19 protein-coding genes are annotated in these 17,358 nt (G+C 65.7%); 14 read left to right on the forward strand and 5 right to left on the reverse strand.

Features of this window, described 5'->3' with window-relative positions:
* Positions 1-19 precede the first annotated feature (19 nt).
* Positions 20-682, forward strand: a complete 663-nt coding sequence (locus LPJ38_RS10370) for a hypothetical protein (protein WP_145637791.1) — start codon at positions 20-22, stop codon at positions 680-682.
* The gene (gene ubiA / locus LPJ38_RS10375) at positions 679-1,620 is read left to right on the forward strand and encodes a 4-hydroxybenzoate octaprenyltransferase (RefSeq protein ID WP_145637793.1); all 942 of its coding nucleotides are present in this window, start codon (positions 679-681) and stop codon (positions 1,618-1,620) included. The genes LPJ38_RS10370 and ubiA overlap by 4 nt, the downstream gene beginning before the upstream one ends.
* Positions 1,621-1,712: 92 nt before the next feature.
* Here the strand turns inward: ubiA and LPJ38_RS10380 are convergent, their stop codons facing one another.
* Complete coding sequence (locus LPJ38_RS10380) at positions 1,713-2,228, reverse strand: DUF6101 family protein (protein WP_145637795.1); 516 nt, start codon at positions 2,226-2,228, stop codon at positions 1,713-1,715.
* A 264-nt stretch (positions 2,229-2,492) separates the two neighbouring features.
* On the opposite strand from LPJ38_RS10380, the gene LPJ38_RS10385 reads away from it, so the two are divergent.
* From LPJ38_RS10385 to LPJ38_RS10415, 7 genes are all read left to right on the forward strand, one after another.
* A complete protein-coding gene (locus LPJ38_RS10385; protein ID WP_167520566.1) occupies positions 2,493-3,878 on the forward strand; it encodes a TldD/PmbA family protein in 1,386 nt (461 codons plus the stop codon).
* Positions 3,865-4,683 (forward strand): 3'(2'),5'-bisphosphate nucleotidase CysQ, encoded by an 819-nt coding sequence (locus tag LPJ38_RS10390; RefSeq protein ID WP_145637799.1) that lies wholly within the window; start codon positions 3,865-3,867, stop codon positions 4,681-4,683. Before LPJ38_RS10385 ends, LPJ38_RS10390 begins: the two co-directional genes overlap by 14 nt.
* A gap of 62 nt (positions 4,684-4,745) precedes the next feature.
* On the forward strand, positions 4,746-4,988 hold the full coding sequence (locus LPJ38_RS10395; protein ID WP_036009212.1) for a DUF4170 domain-containing protein: 243 nt from the start codon (positions 4,746-4,748) through the stop codon (positions 4,986-4,988).
* Positions 4,985-5,698 (forward strand): lysophospholipid acyltransferase family protein, encoded by a 714-nt coding sequence (locus tag LPJ38_RS10400; RefSeq protein ID WP_145637802.1) that lies wholly within the window; start codon positions 4,985-4,987, stop codon positions 5,696-5,698. The genes LPJ38_RS10395 and LPJ38_RS10400 overlap by 4 nt, the downstream gene beginning before the upstream one ends.
* Positions 5,661-6,995, forward strand: a complete 1,335-nt coding sequence (locus tag LPJ38_RS10405) for a 3-deoxy-D-manno-octulosonic acid transferase (RefSeq protein WP_145637805.1) — start codon at positions 5,661-5,663, stop codon at positions 6,993-6,995. Before LPJ38_RS10400 ends, LPJ38_RS10405 begins: the two co-directional genes overlap by 38 nt.
* Positions 6,988-8,004 (forward strand): tetraacyldisaccharide 4'-kinase, encoded by a 1,017-nt coding sequence (gene lpxK, locus LPJ38_RS10410; RefSeq protein WP_145637807.1) that lies wholly within the window; start codon positions 6,988-6,990, stop codon positions 8,002-8,004. The genes LPJ38_RS10405 and lpxK overlap by 8 nt, the downstream gene beginning before the upstream one ends.
* A gap of 338 nt (positions 8,005-8,342) precedes the next feature.
* Complete coding sequence (locus tag LPJ38_RS10415) at positions 8,343-8,678, forward strand: GYD domain-containing protein (protein ID WP_060734859.1); 336 nt, start codon at positions 8,343-8,345, stop codon at positions 8,676-8,678.
* A gap of 361 nt (positions 8,679-9,039) precedes the next feature.
* Here the strand turns inward: LPJ38_RS10415 and LPJ38_RS10420 are convergent, their stop codons facing one another.
* Positions 9,040-9,237 carry a hypothetical protein gene (locus tag LPJ38_RS10420; protein ID WP_231088604.1) on the reverse strand — a complete coding sequence of 66 codons (198 nt, stop codon included), beginning with the start codon at positions 9,235-9,237 and terminating at the stop codon, positions 9,040-9,042.
* 614 nt (positions 9,238-9,851) lie between these two features.
* Entirely contained in the window at positions 9,852-10,076 is a 225-nt protein-coding gene (locus tag LPJ38_RS10425; protein WP_145637810.1) for a DUF2093 domain-containing protein, read from the reverse strand.
* A 176-nt stretch (positions 10,077-10,252) separates the two neighbouring features.
* Between LPJ38_RS10425 and LPJ38_RS10430 the strand changes: the two genes are divergently transcribed.
* Positions 10,253-11,041 (forward strand): dienelactone hydrolase family protein, encoded by a 789-nt coding sequence (locus LPJ38_RS10430; RefSeq protein ID WP_145637844.1) that lies wholly within the window; start codon positions 10,253-10,255, stop codon positions 11,039-11,041.
* Between the two features lie 243 nt (positions 11,042-11,284).
* Positions 11,285-11,434 carry a hypothetical protein gene (locus LPJ38_RS10435; RefSeq protein WP_008570117.1) on the forward strand — a complete coding sequence of 50 codons (150 nt, stop codon included), beginning with the start codon at positions 11,285-11,287 and terminating at the stop codon, positions 11,432-11,434.
* A 137-nt stretch (positions 11,435-11,571) separates the two neighbouring features.
* Here LPJ38_RS10435 and xseA read toward each other — a convergent pair whose 3' ends face one another.
* Positions 11,572-13,191 carry an exodeoxyribonuclease VII large subunit gene (xseA, locus tag LPJ38_RS10440; protein WP_145637815.1) on the reverse strand — a complete coding sequence of 540 codons (1,620 nt, stop codon included), beginning with the start codon at positions 13,189-13,191 and terminating at the stop codon, positions 11,572-11,574.
* Between the two features lie 170 nt (positions 13,192-13,361).
* On the opposite strand from xseA, the gene LPJ38_RS10445 reads away from it, so the two are divergent.
* From LPJ38_RS10445 to LPJ38_RS10455, 3 genes are all read left to right on the forward strand, one after another.
* Positions 13,362-14,165 carry an acetoacetate decarboxylase family protein gene (locus LPJ38_RS10445; RefSeq protein ID WP_208750567.1) on the forward strand — a complete coding sequence of 268 codons (804 nt, stop codon included), beginning with the start codon at positions 13,362-13,364 and terminating at the stop codon, positions 14,163-14,165.
* 150 nt (positions 14,166-14,315) lie between these two features.
* Entirely contained in the window at positions 14,316-15,491 is a 1,176-nt protein-coding gene (locus LPJ38_RS10450; RefSeq protein ID WP_145637847.1) for an ABC transporter substrate-binding protein, read from the forward strand.
* A complete protein-coding gene (locus LPJ38_RS10455; protein ID WP_145637817.1) occupies positions 15,488-16,246 on the forward strand; it encodes an SDR family NAD(P)-dependent oxidoreductase in 759 nt (252 codons plus the stop codon). The genes LPJ38_RS10450 and LPJ38_RS10455 overlap by 4 nt, the downstream gene beginning before the upstream one ends.
* A 201-nt stretch (positions 16,247-16,447) precedes the next feature.
* On the opposite strand, the gene LPJ38_RS10460 is transcribed toward LPJ38_RS10455, so the two are convergent.
* Positions 16,448-17,272, reverse strand: coding sequence for an IS5 family transposase (locus LPJ38_RS10460; RefSeq protein WP_231088438.1), 825 nt, complete (start codon positions 17,270-17,272; stop codon positions 16,448-16,450).
* Positions 17,273-17,358: the final 86 nt, after the last annotated feature.

Consider the following 17,358-nt stretch of genomic DNA (forward strand, 5'->3'; position numbering starts at 1 on the left):
TGCCGGAGAGACTATCTTGATGATCCGTCATTTGATGGTTCCGATCACTGCCGCCATAGTCACCATGGGCGTTGCGGGTGCTGACGCGCAAAGCGCGTTCCCGGCGCCGCTGCCCAATCAGGCTGCAAGCAGTTCGCCGTTTCCGCCCGTGAACGGCTCGGCGCCTAGCGCGTCGGTCGGCACCGCGCCGCAGTCCTCCTTTCCCGTGAACGGCGCTGCCCCGCTCGGCGGTGCCGGCGCTTTCAGCGCGGCTCCGCCGACGCAAGCCGGTCCCGGCGAGGACTGCATGAAGGCCTTCATCCCGCTGCGCGAGGAGGCCGAGAAGCGCGGCAAGCTGATCAAGGCGGCGAGCGACCGTCATGCGCCGCCGGACGAGGCCTGCAAGTTGATCCGTAATTTCAGCCAGGCTGAAACGAAGATGATCAAGTACATCGAGACCAACGCCGCCAAATGCGGAATCCCGGCGCAGGTCGGCGATCAGATGAAGGCCGGCCACAAGAACACCGAGGCCATGGCGACCAAGGTCTGCAACGTCGCGCAGCAGATGCAGAACCAGCCGCGCGGTCCGGCAGGCCCCTCACTGAGCGAGGTGCTGGGTTCGGGCTCGGCGCCTGAGGCCAATGCCGGCAAGAAGGGCGGCAGCACCTTCGATACGCTCAACGGCAACGTCCTGACCCGATGAGCGATGCATCCGCCCGCGTTGCCGATTCCGCCGGCAACTGGGTCGATACGCTCGCGCCGCCATGGGCGCGGCCTTATTTGCGTCTGTCCCGCTTCGACCGTCCGATCGGCTCCTGGCTGTTGCTCATGCCGTGCTGGTGGTCGGCGGCGCTGGCGGCCGGCATCGCGCATGACGTCCGCGGCCTGCCGCTCACCATCGTGCTGTTCTTCATCGGCGCCTTCGTGATGCGCGGGGCCGGCTGCACCTGGAACGACATCACCGACCGCGACCTCGACGACAAGGTCGAGCGCACCCGATCGCGGCCGCTGCCGTCAGGGCAGGTGACCACGAAGCAGGCGCTGGTCTTCATGATTGCGCAGGCGCTGATCGGCCTCGTGGTGCTGTTGCAGTTCAACCGCTTCGCGGTCCTGACCGGCATCGCCTCGCTTCTGATCGTCGCGATCTACCCCTTCATGAAGCGCATCACCTGGTGGCCGCAGATCGTGCTTGGCCTTGCCTTCTCCTGGGGCGCCTTGATGGGATTTGCCGTCACCTTCGGGCGCATCGACGTCACCGCGCTCGTGCTCTATGCCGGTGCGATCTCCTGGGTGATCGGCTATGATACGATCTACGCGCATCAGGATACCGAGGACGACGCGCTGATCGGCATCAAATCCACCGCACGCCTGTTCGGCGCGCACACGCACCAGGCGCTGATCCTGTTCTATGGCCTGTCGGTGATGCTGATCGGCGTCGCGCTGGCCTCCGGCGATGCGCGCTGGCCCGCCTGGCTCGGGCTGATCGCCTTCGCCGTGCATCTGGCATCGCAGATCGTGCGGCTCCGGATCGACGATCCCGAGCTGTGTCTGCGCCTGTTCAAGTCGAATAGGGATGCGGGCCTATTGTTGTTTGCGGGATTGCTGGCGGACGCGGTGATGCGAGCCGCGTTGCTCTCGTAGGGTGGGTTAGCGAAGCGTAACCCACCACTGTCTCTATCCACGGAAACAGAAGAGGTGGGTTACGCCTACGGCTAACCCACCCTACGGCACCTTCAATTCCGCGCGATGATCTCGCGCTCGCGATGCACTGTAAGCTCGCGCGCCATCGCGGTGCGCCGGCGCATCAGGAATTTCGGGCGGCGGGCGCGGATCGCGTTGGCACGGCGGCGGCGCGGTGCGGGCTTGCGTGCGCCTTCGTCGAGCTGCGGCAGCGCGAAGATCTCGCTCCAGATCGCCCAGGCTTCCGTGAGCTCGTTGCCATCGGCGCCGACCAGCAGCGGAACGGAGAGCGAGGGATCGCGATGCACGAGCACGAGGGCTTGCCCCTCGTCATTGCCGCGCAGCGCGACGCCGGTGAAGTCGCTGACGCGCACGTTGATGGCCATCTGCATGCCGTGCACGGCACGGCGCAGCACGACACGCTCGCGATGAAGCTCGATTTGCCTGACATGTCCGTCGGCGCGCGGATCGTGCGCATCGAAGCGGACCGGAAGGGAAAGAGGGTCGAGCCGCAGGGAGCGGCTCGACCCGGCGGGAGCGACCCCGCATGTTGCTGTTTGACGCCTCACGGCTTTAGTTCTCCCCGCCGGGATTATGTTCCCGGTCGATGCGAGGACCTTAGCGCGCGGCTTTCCGAAACCGCTTAAAAAGGCTGGTTAACCCACCGTCACTGCGGCTCATGATTGACAAGACCTTGGCACGCATGATTGACGAGACGTTGCGCCGAAGTCGCGAATCTGAGCTTTTGACGGGCTGAAAATGCTTGAAGTCCGCGCCATCAGGGCACATTTGTGGGTTCCGGTCCCGAACCCCGCCCCAACAGGATTTCGTTCGTGAACTCTTCACCAAGCTCTACGACCACAGCCCATCGCGACCTGTTCGATCAGTCCGCGCTCTCCGATCTCGCGCAGCGACTGGTCGAGGCGGCCAAGCGCGCCGGTGCGGATGCGGCCGATGCGGTCGCAGTGCGCGGCGTCTCGCAAGGTGTCGAGGTGCGCGACGGCCGCGTCGAGGAATCCGAGCGCTCCGAAGGCGACGATGTCGGCTTGCGCGTGCTGGTCGGCCAGCGCCAGGCGGTGGTCTCGACCAACGACGTCAGCGGTGACGCCGTCACCAAGCTCGCCGAACGCGCGGTGGCGATGGCGCGTGTCGCGCCCGACGACAAATATGTCGGCCTCGCCGATCCTGCGCTGCTCGCGCGCGACTTCCCCGATCTCGACCTGCTCGATCCCGAGGTGCCGACGACCGCCGAGCTCGAGCGCCGCGCGCTCGCGGCGGAAGCTGCCGCGCTCGCAGTGAAGGGCGTCACCAAGTCCGGCGGCGCCTCCGCCTCCGCCGGCATCGGCGGCATGGTGCTCGTCACCTCGACCGGCTTCCACGGCTCTTATCTGCGCTCCAGCCAGGGCATCTCGGCCACCGCCATCTCGGGCGAAGGCACCGGCATGGAGCGCGACTACGACTTCACCTCGGCGCCGCACGGCGCCGATCTGTTGTCGCCCGATGTCGTCGGCCGTTCCGCCGGCGAGCGCACCGTGGCGCGTTACAATCCGCGCAAGGTCGAGACCTGCAAGGTACCCGTCGTGTTCGATCCGCGTGTCGCCGGCTCGCTGGTCGGCCATGTCGTCGGCGCCATCAACGGCGCCTCGATCGCGCGCAAGACCAGCTTCCTGAAGGACAAGCTCGGCCAGCAGCTGTTTGCGAAGAACATCCGCATCATCGACGATCCCCTGCGCAAGCGCGGCCTGCGCTCGCAGACCTTCGACGCCGAAGGCGTTGCGGTGAAGAGGATCGCGCTGGTGGATGAGGGCGTGCTGACGACGTGGCTGCTCGATTGCGCCACCGCGCGCGAGCTTGGCCTCACCACCACCGGCCACGCCCATCGCGGCGTCTCGTCTTCGCCCTCGCCCGGGCCGTACAATCTGCATCTCGAGCCCGGCACGCCGAGCCCGGCTGAGCTGATCTCCGACATCAAGCAGGGCTTCTACGTCACCGATTTGATCGGCTCCGGCGTCAACGGCGTTACCGGCGATTACAGCCGCGGCGCCTCCGGCTTCTGGATCGAGAAGGGCGAGATCACCTATCCCGTCAGCGAGGTCACGATCGCCGGCCATCTGTTCGAGATCTTCAAGTCGATGCAGCCGGCGAACAATCTCGAGTTCCGCTACGGCATCAATGCGCCGACGGTGCGCATCGAGGGATTGACGCTTGGCGGACGCTGACGCGCAATCCCTGGACGCGACCATCCTGACGCGCGATGCAGCGCTGCTGAAGGCGACGGTACGGGACGCGGGCGCGTTGGCGCAGTCGATGTTCCGCACCGAGCTGAAAAAGTGGACCAAGGGCGCGTCCTCGCCGGTGTCTGAAGCCGACATCGCGGTCAACGATCTCCTCGAAACGCGCTTGCGCAATGCGACGCCCGACTATGGCTGGCTGTCCGAGGAAAGCGCCGACGACGCGGCGCGGCTGTCGCGGCGGCTGACCTGGATCGTCGATCCCATCGATGGCACGCGCAATTATCTCGGCGGCCACGACGAATGGTGCGTCAGTGTCGCGCTGGTCCAGGATGCCTCGCCGGTGCTGGCGGCGGTGTTCGCCCCGTCCAGTGGCGAGTTCTTCTTCGCGGTTCGCGGCCAGGGCACGACGCTCAACGACAAGCCGGTGCGGACGTCGTCGGGATCCGAGCTCGACTTCGCGCGCGTCGCCGGCCCGAAGCCGCTGGTCGAACGCCTGAAGCCCTCCCTCGGCGAGATCAAGCTGCATCGGCGAATCGGCTCGCTCGCGCTGCGTCTGTGCCGGGTCGCGCATGGCGCACTGGATGCGGCTTTTGCGGGGGGCAACAGCCATGATTGGGATCTTGCGGCGGCCGATTTGATCGTGCAGGAAGCGGATGGTAGGATGAGCGACCTCTCCGGAGAACCCATCCTCTATAACCGCCGGGAAGTGGCGCACGGGGTGCTGGTGGCAGCGGGGCGCGATCGTCATGCGGGCATTGTCGCGCATTTTCGAAGCCGCCCCTTGGCCTGAAGCGCTTTCCGTCGTGCTTGTCGAACACTGCTTTGCCGGGCAGCCCGTTAGGAAGAGAACCCATGCCAGATAGTGCCCCGCAACAATTGCTTCACCTCGTCATCGGTGGCGAGCTCGTCGACCTCGAGCACAATACCTTCAAAAATCTCGACGAGGTCGACATTGTCGGCCTCTATCCGAATTATGCCACCGCACATGCGGCCTGGCGCGCCAAGGCGCAGAGCACGGTCGACAATGCGCAGATGCGCTATTTCATCGTCCATCTGCACCGGCTGCTCGACCCCAATCAAGAACCGGCGCGTTGAAAAAACTGCTTCGCAATACGCTGCGAAGCAGCTTCGTTCAGCGTGCCGTCGGGGTCCTGGCGGCCGAATATCTGCGCTTTGTCTGGCGGACCAACAAATTCAAGTTCGATCCGCCCGGCGTCTATGACCTCGTCGAGCCGCAGATCCCGGCGATCTTCGCCTTTTGGCACGGCCAGCATTTCCTCACGCCCTTCATCAAGAACAAGGACTGGTACCGGGCCAAGGTGCTGATCTCCCGTCACCGCGACGGCGAGTTCAACGCGATCGCCGCCGAGCGCCTCGGCATCGGCACGATCAGGGGTTCCGGCGACCATGGCGGCGCGTTCCACCGCAAAGGTGGCGTGGGCGCCTTCAAGGAGATGGTGCGCACGCTCCAGGACGGTTGTAATGTCGCGCTGACCGCCGATGTCCCCAAGCGCTCGCGCGTGGCCGGGCTCGGCATCATCATGCTGGCACGGGAATCGGGGCGGCCGATCATGCCTTTTGCGATGGCGACCAGCCGCTTTATCCGGCTCAAGAACTGGGACCGCACCACCATCAATCTGCCATTCGGGCGGGGCGCATTGGTCGGCATCAAGGAGATCCACGTTCCGCCCGACGCCGACGCCGCCGCCATGGAAGCGCTGCGGCTGGAGCTGGAGGAGACCTTGAACGAGGCGACCCGCCGCGCCTATGCGCAACTCGGCCGCCCGGGACCGGAAGATGCCTAACTCGCTGCCCATCACGCTGCGGATGTATCGGCGCCTGGCGAGCGGCCTGGTGCCGCTTGCGCCTGCGCTGATCAAGCGGCGCCTGAAGCAGGGCAAGGAGGATCCCGCGCGTGTCGGCGAGCGACGCGGCTTGTCGCAGGACGTACGGCCACACGGTCCGCTGGTCTGGATCCACGGCGCCAGTGTCGGCGAGGTGCTGGCGGCGGCTGCGCTGATCGAGCGGTTGCGCGATTTGAATTTGCGCATCCTGCTCACGTCAGGCACCGTCACCTCGGCCGCCGTCGTCGCCAAGCGCTTTCCGCCCGACGTCATCCATCAATACGTGCCGTATGACTCGCCGCGCTATGTCGCGCGCTTCCTCGACCATTGGAAGCCGTCTTTGGCGCTGTTCATCGAATCCGATCTGTGGCCGAACCTGATCCTTGCCGGGGCGGCACGCCGGGTGCCGATGGTGCTGATCAACGGACGGATGTCGCCGCGTTCGTTCCCGCGCTGGCGGCGCATGCACGGCACCATCTCGGCGCTGCTGTCGCGGTTCGACATTTGCCTTGCGCAATCGAAGACGGATGCCGAGCGGTTTGCCGCGCTTGGCGGCCGCGACGTCCTCACCACCGGCAATCTCAAGCTCGACGTGCCGGCGCCGCCGGCCGATCCCGCCAGGCTCGAACGGCTGATGGCGATGACGCGCGGGCGTCCCATCATCGTCGCGGCTTCGACCCATCCGGGCGAGGACGAGATGCTGGTCGCGGCGCATCGCAGCCTGTCCGGTTTCTTCCCGCAGCTCTTGACCGTGATCGTGCCGCGCCATCCGGATCGCGGCTCGTCGATCGCAGGGCTGATCACCGCGTCCGGCCTGAAGCCGGCGCTGCGCTCGCGCGAGGAGCTGCCGACGGCGACGACCGACGTCTATGTCGCGGACACCATGGGCGAGCTCGGTCTGTTCTATCGGCTCTCGCCGATCGTGTTCATGGGCGGATCGCTGATCCATCATGGCGGACAGAATCCGATCGAGGCGATCAAGCTTGGTGCCGCCATCGTGCACGGCCCCCACGTCTTCAATTTCGCCGACGTCTACGAGGCGCTCGACACAAGCGGCGGGGCGCGCCAGGCCGACACGCACGAGGCCTTGGTCAAGCAGCTCGGCCAGTTGCTGGCGGATCCCACCCTGCGCGACAAGATGCAGCGCGCAGGCGCAGGCGTGGTCGAGCAGCTCGGTGGCGCGCTGGATCGCACCATGACTGCGCTCGAGCCTTATCTGCTGCAGCTGACCATCGAGATGGGGGCCGCCAATGCGTGAGCCGGCCTTTTGGTACCGGCCACGTTCTCTCCCGTCCTACGCGTTATGGCCGCTCGGAGCGCTCTACGGCGCGATCGCCGAACGGCGCATGCTGCGCAAGGGCGTCGATGCCGGCATCCCCGTGTTCTGCGTCGGCAACTATCACGTCGGCGGCGCCGGCAAGACACCGACCGTGCTGGCGCTGGCCAGGCTCTTGCGCGAGCTCGGCGAGACCCCCGTGGTGCTCAGCCGCGGCTATGGCGGGCGCCTGAAGGGTCCGCTGATGGTCGATCGGACGCGTCACGACGCGGCCGACGTCGGCGATGAGCCCCTGATGATGGCGCGCGATGTCCCCGTTGCGGTCGCACGCGATCGCCTCGACGGAGTCGCGCTGGCGAAGTCGCAGGGCGCGACCGTGATCCTCATGGATGACGGCTTCCAGAACCCGCGCCTCCTCAAGGACGCCTCGCTGATCGTGATCGACAGCGAGCGTGGTCTCGGCAACGGCCATGTGTTTCCCGCCGGCCCCTTGCGCGCACCGCTCAGCGCACAGCTCGCGCGTACCGACGCGCTCGTGCTGATCGGCGACGGCCGTGCCGCCAACGAGGTCGCCGCGGAGCTGGCCAAGCGCGACAAGCCGGAGCTGCGCGCGCGATTGAAGCCCGATGCGGACTCGGTCTCGCAGCTGCTCGGCAAGCGGGTCTTTGCCTTCGCCGGCATCGGCGATCCCGAACGCTTCCTCCGCACGCTGCGCGCCAGCGGCATCGACGTCGCGCGTGCGCGCGCCTTCGCCGATCACCACATGTTCTCGAACGAGGAGATCGCAGGCCTCGCGGCGGATGCGCAGCGCGAGCAGCTCACGCTGGTGACCACGGAAAAGGATCTTGCACGCCTGCGCGGCAGAGCGGACGTACCTGACGGCATCGTGCCGTTCGCCGTCCGGCTCGAGTTCGACGACCCTGCAAGGCTGAGGCAGCTGATCGGCGATCATCTCTATGCGGCGCGTGAGCGAAGGTTTGGCAAGCGCTGATCTCCTTGCGAGCAAAGCGACTGCGCAATGGGTCGGATTGCGTATCGCTCTCCCGCCGTGGCATCCCATGCATGATGGAAAGATGGTTCATTCAACGCGATGCATCGTGTGAACCGAGGTCACATACCGCGGCTGACGAATTATCTTCCGCACCGTTGCAGGTTGATGTAGCCTTGCAGCAGAGCCGTCACCGGGACGTGCCGAACTCCCGGCAATCATTGGCGGCGTTTATGCCCACGGCGGGCAGCGCATCTTCACCATTTTAGATCCAGCGGCCGTAACGACCCGTTCGCAACGGCAGGGAGAATCATCGCCAGAAGCGCAGAGGAGAACATGCCATGCATTTTTGCCTCACCGGACAGTACACACCACGCGCTCTCAACGCCATTTTGGAAAACCCCACGACCAATCGCCAGGAGGCGGCTCGAAAGCTCATCGAGGCGGCCGGAGGAAAGCTGATCTCGATGTACAGCGTTGCGGCCGATGGCCCTGGCGTGTTGGTGATCTTCGATGTGCCTGACCCCGCTGCGGCTCCCGCCATTTCCGGCCTGACCGTCACGGCGGGCACCCTTCAAAACGTGAAGCTGACGAGGTTGTTCACTCAGGACGAGATCAAGCAGGTGCGCCAGAACGCGGCGAAGCTGCGTTCTTCCTATAGTCCGCCTGGAAGCTGACAGCCTGATCGAAGCGTTGCCGCCGCAGTCGGACGACGCGGCGGCGACGCTCGCGCCGACAGAATCGCCGTCGCCAAGCGACGCAGGGCGGAGGCCTTTCGACGTGCTTTGACGGGCCATGCGGTGCGCGTGCCGCGTCGGGTCATGGCCCGGCTGAACGTGTTGCCGGCCGACCCGGTGATGGCCTTCGATCGCGGTTCAGCGATGGGTTGCGTTCACCACGCCCCAGCGGCCATCAATCCGACAATGGTCAGGCACGAGACGCAGGCCACCATCACAGTATAGCATTCGGGTGTATTCATCGTTGCCTCCCAAACTGTTGCCAGTTTGGCGCGCGGGAGTTGCCGGTCCCGGGCCCACTTCAGTTCGTCGTGCTGTCATTGGCATTGCGAGGTGCGTCCGCCCTCTCATCATCATCCAGATGCGCGAGATGATCATGCGCTTCGAGAGCTTCAGAGCGTCGGGCCGAGATCAGAAGCTGTTTCCGCATCTCGGCGAGGCGGGCGCGGCAATATTCACGATAGAGCATGTCTAGTATGGTGGGCATGATCACCCCCATCGTTGACTTTCGATTTGCCGATGTGCCGCCGTGCATTTCCGGGGTGACCGTAGTCCGCCAGATGGCTCTTCGATATGAGCCCGTTCACAGATCGCGCCGATCCGAATTGCCCGTGACTTGATGGTCTGTGCGATGAAAAGAGCAGGACCGATTACCTAACGCGCAGCCTAGCAGCCTTCTGTTTCATCAAGACTTCGTCAAACAACTTGAGGGCGCCAATTCGCATGAAGAATCCAACCTCAGCGCGAAGAGACTAACCACAGAGTGTAGATACGGCCTGATGCAATGCGGACCGTCGCGAAGGAAGTCACGGTAGTTTGAGAGCACCAGCCAGCGTCGATCGCGACAACTCGATGCCGCTCAGCCCCTCCGTCAGTGGCCTGCTATTCAGGCCACATTCATCGCAAAACGCCTATCGGTTACGGACGATCGGGAGAGTTCGATGAAACTGACTTGCGTGGGCACTGATGGTCCCGAGCAATAGCCGAACGGTGCCACGAACGCGGTCTCGTAGGGTGGGCAAAGGCGCAACGCGCCGTGCCCACTGTCTGCTCGCAACTGAGACGGCGAAGGTGGGCACGCTTCGCTTTGCCCACCCTACGCGAGCCGAAGGATCACGCCTGCTTCAGCGCGCCCGGAAAATGCCGCTGCAGCACGGCGGCCGGCGTGGCGTAGGCCTCCTGCAGATCCACGCTCCAATACTTCAACTCGTCGAGCGGAATGCGCGTGTCGGTGATGGCACAGCGCACATAGGTCCCCGGCGAGATCACGCGGAAATCGCCGTCGAGATACTGCACCTGCGCTTCGCCATGGCCCGAGGGGCCGAACTTGTTCAGCACGGTCGAAAGTCTCCGCGGAAGGCCGCTCCCTGGAAAACCCGGAGGGCACGATGTGTCGGGCTGGATGTAGCATAAATAGGGTGGCTTGTCCGCCCGGTAAACCCCACCGGTTTGTGATGATTTGGCGCCGTTTCCGCGTGATAGGGCTTGGCCAAAGGATGTTGACGCAACCTCCGATTCGCCTTCGGCTGACCGCTCTGTTCCTGATGCTCCTGATGTCGGCCGCGCACGCCGCGCCCGTGCCGCAGCAGGTCGACATTCCGCTGTCGTCGGGCATCCTGCATGCACAGCTTTACAAGCCCGAGGGTGAGGGGCCGTTTCCGGCCGTGATCGCGCTGCATGGTTGCGGCGGGCTCGGTGGCCGTTCGGATACCGTCCTGCCGCGCTATCGCGACTGGGCCGAGCGCCTGCTCAAGGCCGGCAATGCGGTGCTGCTGCCCGACAGTTACGGCTCGCGCGAGCTCGGGCCGCAATGCCGCGTCAAGGAGATGCACGTCAAGGCGCGGCGCGAACGCGTCTCCGACATTGCGGCGTCGCGCGCCTGGCTGATGAAGCAGAGCTGGGTGGCGCGCGATCGCGTCAGCCTGATCGGCTGGGCCAACGGTGCCAGCGCGCTGCTCTGGGCCGTGCGTCCGCAGAGTGCCGCGCGGGACCTCGGCCCGGACTTCCGTGCGGCGGTGGCCTTCTATCCCGATTGCCGGATCTCCGCCGGCCTCGGCTGGAGCACGCGGGTGCCGACGCTGGTGCTGATCGGCGCCGATGACGACGTGTCGTCGCCGCCGGCCTGCCGCCAGATGGTGGACGGCGCACGCGGCCGCAGCGCGCTCGCGCGCATCGTGGTGTATCCCGGTGCCGATCACGATTTCGACCGCGCCAACACGCCGCTGCACGCAGCGGCCGGCGGCACCGATGCCGAGGCGCGCGCGGAGTCGCAGAAGGATGTCGCGGAGTGGCTGGCGCGGTAGTCTCGTAGCCTGGATGAGCGCAGCGACATCCGGGAAGAAAGACCCCTCATATCGCTTCGCTCATGCGGGCTACAAATGCGCGAGCGGGGCCGCCCGAGGAACAACGTCAGGCGGACAGCCCCGCATCGACCACCGCCCTGCACGGAGTATGGCCGACCAGGAATCTACGGATCGCGCGAGGTGCGGGTTTCAACACGCGGCGACGCCATCATTCGACCACGATGTCGATTAAACGCATGTCACATGCGCAGCCGTATCGTTCTTTTCGCCTCCGCCCTGGTCGTCTTCACCGCCGCGATCTTCCTGTTCGAGGCCCACGCCGGCGCGCCCCAGCGCGCGGTCGAACATTGCGGCTTCTGGACCACGATCGACGCGGGGTTATCCTGCCGCTGAGGCTCGCCGTCATCGCCCGGCTTGACCGGGCGATCCAGTACGCCGAGACGCCTGTTGGTCGCCGAGAAGCCGCGGCATACTGGATTCCCCGCTTTCGCGGGGAATGACACCTTCACGGCGGCGTCGATCTCGGCGCCTCAGAACAAGCTGCCCTGATCCACCGGCTTGGCCACGCGCTTCGGCGCGGGCTTCGTGTCCGCCGCGGCCGGCTTCGGTTGTGACGGTGCGCGCTTGACCGGCGCCGGGCGATCGGCATCCGCGGTTGCGGCCACGCGTCCATCGGCGAACTCGATCTCGACACGCGCGGCAGGACCGATCGCGTCGGCCGAATGCACGGGATGGCCGGCCTCGTCGCGCACCAGCGCAAAGCCGCGCGCGAGCACGCTGCGATAAGACAAGGCGGAGAGCAGCTTGCCGCTGTTCTCGACGCGCGCATCCAGCCGCTGCAGCAGCGTGACCAGCGCACGGCCGGCGCGCTCGGCGAGACGATGCGTCCGCTCGCGCTGGCGGGCAATGGCGTTGCGCTGCGCCTGCGCATTCGAAAGCTTCGAGGCGCGCAGGCGAACCTCCAGCCCGGCAAAGCGGTCGCGCCGCCGCCGCAAGAGCGAGCGCGCGGAAAGACCGAGCCGCTCGCCGCATACGGTGAGGCGGTGATCGGCCTGCGAGATCTGGCCGTGCAGCACCCGCAAGGTCAGCTTGGCGCCGGCGGCGGTGAACCTGCGGAAATGCGCATGCGTGTTGGCCTTGAGGCAGCGGGGCAGGGAGGCGCCCGCCGAATCCAGCCGCTGCCGCGGGATCGCCAGCAGGTCGCCGGCCGCCGGCAGCGCGCGCGCCGCGGCACGCAACTCGTTGCGCCGGTTCTCATGGCCGCGCTGCCAGCAGGCGCGGGTGCGGCGAGCAAGGTCGGCGACCTCGACGAAGAGGTCGCTGCGGACCGGCACTGCCATCTCGGCCGCAGCCGTCGGCGTCGGCGCGCGCTTGTCGGCAACGAAGTCGATCAGCGTGATGTCGGTCTCGTGCCCCACCGCCGAGATCAGCGGGATCATGCTTTCGGCTGCCGCGCGCACCACGATCTCCTCGTTGAAGGACCAGAGATCCTCCAGCGAGCCGCCGCCGCGCGCCACGATCAGAACGTCGGGCCGTGGAATCCTGCCGCCCTCGGGCAGCGCGTTGAAGCCGCGGATCGCAGCCGCGACCTGCTCGGCCGAGCCTTCGCCCTGCACCTTGACCGGCCAGACCAGCACGCGGCGGGGAAAGCGGTCCTCCAGCCGATGCAGGATGTCGCGGATCACCGCGCCGGTCGGCGAGGTCACGACGCCGATCACCTCCGGCAGCCAGGGCAGGAGCTGCTTGCGCGCCTCGTCGAACAGGCCTTCGGCGGCGAGCTTCTTCTTGCGCTCCTCCATCAGCGCCATCAGCGCGCCGATGCCGGCCGGCTCCAGCGCCTCGATCACGATCTGGTATTTCGAGGAGCCCGGATAGGTCGTCAGCTTGCCGGTGGCGATGACCTCGAGCCCCTCCTGGGGCTTGAAGCGCATGCGGGTGTGCACGCCCTTCCAGATCACCGCCTCGATCTTGGCGCTCTCGTCCTTGAGCGCGAAATAGCAATGGCCCGAGGAATGCGCCCCGCGAAAGCCGGAAATCTCGCCGCGGACCCGGACATGGCCATAGGCATCCTCGACCGTCCGTTTCAAGGACAGCGAGAGCTCGGAAACGGTGAATTCGGGCGCGTTGAGCAATTGTTCCGCAGGCGGCATCGGCAAACGATTCGGCGTTTTGGGGTCGAGCCGGACGTTAAGGATTTTCGCGGCGCAGCGCCAATCGATTCCGTGGAGTCGCGGAACCGCGCGGCGCCGCCGCTTGACTCCCCCGTTCTTTTATATATGAAATTCAAAAATCATAAATAAAAACGAGGAAGCGGCTCCTGATGACAATCGTCACCGACCCCGACGACCCGCGCGGACGCATGTTCGGGCCCTATCGGCTCAAGCCGAACAGCGGGGTCAATCCGCCCTATTCGCCGGCGTATCCGGTGGAGTGGGGCTGCACCTTGCGGACCGTCGAGATCATGACGCGCGTCGCGCCGGGCAAGGTCGCGATCCTGCTCTCCGACACGCCTTTCGAGATCGCGAGCGACCGCGTCGCCTTCCGCTTCATGCGGTCGCCGGGCCATTCCCTCGCCGTGCATGCGGGCGAGATGTTCGACCTGATGATCTCCGTGCCCGTACGCCACAAGGGGCTGTTCACCGAAACGCATATTTTCATGTATTGCAGCGATCCCATGGGGATCTGTGCCGGACGCGAGGTGTTCGGCTACACCAAGAAGGACGCGCATTACGCCTTCGACGAGCATCCGGACGGCTCGATCACCGGCTGGGTCCGACGCCGCGGAATTCCACTGGCCGATTTCACCTTCACGCCGGATGCGTCCGCACCCGTCGTCCGCATCGTCGATGGCGACGAGCTGCCGGCCGGCGAGATCCATGTGCGCCGCTTGCCGCATCCCGAGCGGCTCGGCGTGGCCTATGCGGACATCGCCTATCGCCGCACGCCGTTGAAATACTCCAAGCCGATACCGGGCCGTGCCGCGATGACGCTGCACGCCAGCGCCTACGATCCGATTGCTGAACTTCAGCCGGAAATCCTGGGCGCGCATTTCATGGTGTCGGAGGTCTATGGCGGCGGATTCGAGGTCGAGGACCGCAGGCTCATCGAGCGGCTCACTCCCTAAGCAAGAAAAACAGCCTGCACGCGATGTACGTGCGGGCGGCGACCACCGGGAAGAAACACGCACAAGGGCAAGGGAGGATTGAGCATGGCTGGACGATATCGGGTGAGCCGCCGCGGGCTGCTGGCCGGCGCCGGCGGATTGGCGCTGGGCATGACGGGGCTCGGTGCGCGGGCGCAGGAGACGAAGCCGCTGCGGATCGGCGTGTTGACGGACATGTCCAGCCTCTATGCCGATGTCACAGGTCCAGGCTCGGTGCTCGGGGCCAAAATGGCGGTGGAGGATTTCCAGGCCTCAAGGCCCAAGATGACCCGGCCGATCGAGATCATCAGCGGCGACCACATGAACAAGGCCGATGTGGGCGCCAACATCGCGCGCGAATGGATCGACCGCCCGGGCGTCGACGTGATCGTCGACGCGCCGAACTCGGCCGTCGCGCTCGCGGTCCGCAACATCGTGCAGCAGAACAACAAGACGCTGCTGGTTTCGGGCGCCTCGTCCTCGGACCTGACTGGCAAGGCGTGCTCGCCGAACCTCGTGCACTGGACCTACGATACCTACGCGCTCTCCTCGGGTGTCGCGCGCGCTGTCGTCGAGAGCGGCGGCAAGAGCTGGTTCCTGCTGACAGCGGACTACGCCTTCGGCCATGCCATGGAAGGCGACATCAAGACTGTCGTGCAGAAAGCCGGCGGCAAGGTTCTCGGCGGCGTGCGCACGCCGATCAACACGCAGGACTTCTCCTCCTTCCTGCTGCAGGCCCAGTCGTCGAAGGCGGAGATCATCGCCCTGATCAATGCCGGCGGCGACACCATCAATTCCATCAAGCAGGCGGTCGAGTTCGGCATTCCGCAAGGCGGCCAGCGCGTGGTCGCGACGGTGCTGTATCTCAGCGACGTGCATTCGCTGGGCCTCAAGATCGCGCAGGGGCTGCAGTTCACCGAATCCTTCTACTGGGATCTGAACGACGACACGCGCGCCTGGACCAAGCGCTTCGCGCCGCGCAACAACAACCGCTATCCGACCGCGCTGCATGCGGGCGCCTACGCCACGACGCTGCACTATCTCAAGGCCGTCGATGCGCTCGGCGGCTCCAGCGACGGCAAGGCCGTGGTCGAGCAGATGAAGAAGCTGCCGACGGATGATCCCCTGTTCGGCAAGGGCAGCGTGCGCGCCGACGGTCGCAAGCTGCACAACATGTATCTGTTCGAGGTGAAGACCCCCGCGGATTCCAAATATCCCTGGGACTATTACAAGCGGGTCAAGACCATCGCTCCATCAGAGGCCTGGCGGCCCCTTGCCGATGGCGGCTGCGAATTCCTGAAGTCGTGACCGGCAGTGACCGGCCGCCGGTCGCGCTCGTCACCGGCGGCGGGGGCGATATCGGGCGCGCCATTGCGCTGAGGCTGGCGCGGATGAGCGCTGCGGTCGCGATCGTCGACCGCGACGAAGCGGCTGCCAATGCGACCGCGCTGCTGGTCGAGCAGGCCGGGGCGAGGGCCCTCGCGATTCCCGCCGACGTCTCGGTCGCCCGCGATACCATCGCCTTCGTCGAGGCGACCGAAGCGAGCCTGGGGCCGATCGGCATCTTCGCCAACAACGCCGGCATCGAGGGTGTGGTCGCGCCCCTTCACGAATACCCGGACGAGACATTCGACCAGCTGCTGCAGGTGAACGTGAAGGGGGTGTTTCTCGGCCTCAAGCACGTGCTCGCACGCATGATGCAGCGTGGGACAGGCGCGATCATCAACACCGCATCGACGTCTGCGATCCGCGGGCGTGCAGGGCTCGCCGGCTACGTCGCCTCCAAGCACGCCGTGCTCGGCCTGACGCGTACGGCGGCGCTCGATGTGGCCGGGTCGAAGATCAGGGTCAACGCCGTTCTGCCCGGACCCGTGGAGTCGCGCATGATCCGGGAGTTGGAAGGCCAGGCGCGCAACAGCGCCATCGCATTGCGCCGCAACGCTGCGAGTGCCCACGGGCGGCCGCAGGACGTCGCGAACATCGTTGCCTTCCTCGCATCCGACGAGGCTGCTCACGTGAATGGCGCAGCCTGGGTCGTGGACGGCGGAATGACGCTGGCCTAGGGTCTGTACGCATCAGAGCATGTCCGCCTCCGGGAGGCAGGGCGATCGCATGTGGAAGGGATCCCGCCTGTAGCCATCCTTCGAGACGGCCGCCGTTGGCGGGCCCTCAGGATGAGGACCGAATGCTTTGGGCGAGTACCAGCGGGCTCAGATGCCGCTGAGCCTCATCCTGAGAGCCTGACTCAAAAAGCGTAGACGGCTTCAAGGCTGGGCCAAGCGGCGAGTTAGAAGCCTCAGATGGGCGACGAGCAGCCAGGCAAGCTCGGTGGCGGCAGACCCTTCAAAGTCTTTGGAGAGACGCCGGCATCTGCCGAACCATGCAAAGGTACGTTCGACGACCCAGCGCCTGGGCAGGAGCTGGAAGCCTTTGACCCCGTGCGGTCGCTCGACGATCTCGATCGTCCACGGTCCGCAGTCTGAGAGTGCGTTGACGAGCTGTTTGCCGCGATAGATCCGGTCGGCAAAGACATGCTTGAGCCTTGGGAAGCGGCCTCGCAAGTCCTCCAACAGGGGAACGGCGCCATGGACGTCCTGGATGTTGGCGGGATGAACATATGCCGCCAGCAAGAGGCCGTTGGTGTCGGTCACGATATGGCGCTTGCGCCCCTGGAGGCGCTTGCCGGCGTCGAACCCGCGTGGCCCGCCGGCCTCCGTCGTCGAGGCGGTCTGGCTATCGATGACGGCAGCTGTCGGTGTGGACTTTCGCCCTGATCTCCGGCGCTCCTTCCGAACCAAACCTTCGACGATCTCCTGCCATCTACCCGTGTCGCGCCAGGCGTAAAAATAGCCCTGCACCGTCGAGTAAGGCGGGAACCCCTTCGGCAAGGCGCGCCATTGGCAGCCGCTCGACAGAACATAGAAGATCGCCTGCACAATATCGCGCAGATGGACCTTCCGCGGCCGGCCCAATCGCTGTCGCGGCGGCATCTTCCGGGCGATCAGCGCCCACTCGGCATCGGTCAGATCGCTTGCGTAACGCAGCCCACTGCGCTGATACTTGATACGAGCGGCTTTGGTCCACGGCATGGTGTCCTCCCTCGAATCTTTGCAAATCCGAAGGAAGCACAAGCCCGCTAAAGCCGCTCACCTTTTTCGGTCAGGCTCTGAGGAGA

The sequence above is a fragment of the Bradyrhizobium daqingense genome (assembly GCF_021044685.1).
Taxonomy (GTDB): domain Bacteria; phylum Pseudomonadota; class Alphaproteobacteria; order Rhizobiales; family Xanthobacteraceae; genus Bradyrhizobium; species Bradyrhizobium daqingense.

What these genes read in the sequence shown, in the direction of transcription:
- LPJ38_RS10370 (WP_145637791.1), top strand. Translation starts at nt 20, where the DNA reads ATGATCCGTCATTTGATGGTTCCGATCACTGCCGCCATAGTCACCATG.
- ubiA (WP_145637793.1), top strand. Translation starts at nt 679, where the DNA reads ATGAGCGATGCATCCGCCCGCGTTGCCGATTCCGCCGGCAACTGGGTC.
- LPJ38_RS10395 (WP_036009212.1), top strand. Translation starts at nt 4,746, where the DNA reads ATGCCAGATAGTGCCCCGCAACAATTGCTTCACCTCGTCATCGGTGGC.
- LPJ38_RS10405 (WP_145637805.1), top strand. Translation starts at nt 5,661, where the DNA reads ATGCGCAACTCGGCCGCCCGGGACCGGAAGATGCCTAACTCGCTGCCC.
- lpxK (WP_145637807.1), top strand. Translation starts at nt 6,988, where the DNA reads ATGCGTGAGCCGGCCTTTTGGTACCGGCCACGTTCTCTCCCGTCCTAC.
- LPJ38_RS10415 (WP_060734859.1), top strand. Translation starts at nt 8,343, where the DNA reads ATGCATTTTTGCCTCACCGGACAGTACACACCACGCGCTCTCAACGCC.
- LPJ38_RS10420 (WP_231088604.1), bottom strand. Translation starts at nt 9,237, where the DNA reads ATGGGGGTGATCATGCCCACCATACTAGACATGCTCTATCGTGAATAT.
- LPJ38_RS10435 (WP_008570117.1), top strand. Translation starts at nt 11,285, where the DNA reads ATGCGCAGCCGTATCGTTCTTTTCGCCTCCGCCCTGGTCGTCTTCACC.
- xseA (WP_145637815.1), bottom strand. Translation starts at nt 13,191, where the DNA reads ATGCCGCCTGCGGAACAATTGCTCAACGCGCCCGAATTCACCGTTTCC.
- LPJ38_RS10445 (WP_208750567.1), top strand. Translation starts at nt 13,362, where the DNA reads ATGACAATCGTCACCGACCCCGACGACCCGCGCGGACGCATGTTCGGG.
- LPJ38_RS10450 (WP_145637847.1), top strand. Translation starts at nt 14,316, where the DNA reads ATGACGGGGCTCGGTGCGCGGGCGCAGGAGACGAAGCCGCTGCGGATC.
- LPJ38_RS10460 (WP_231088438.1), bottom strand. Translation starts at nt 17,272, where the DNA reads ATGCCGTGGACCAAAGCCGCTCGTATCAAGTATCAGCGCAGTGGGCTG.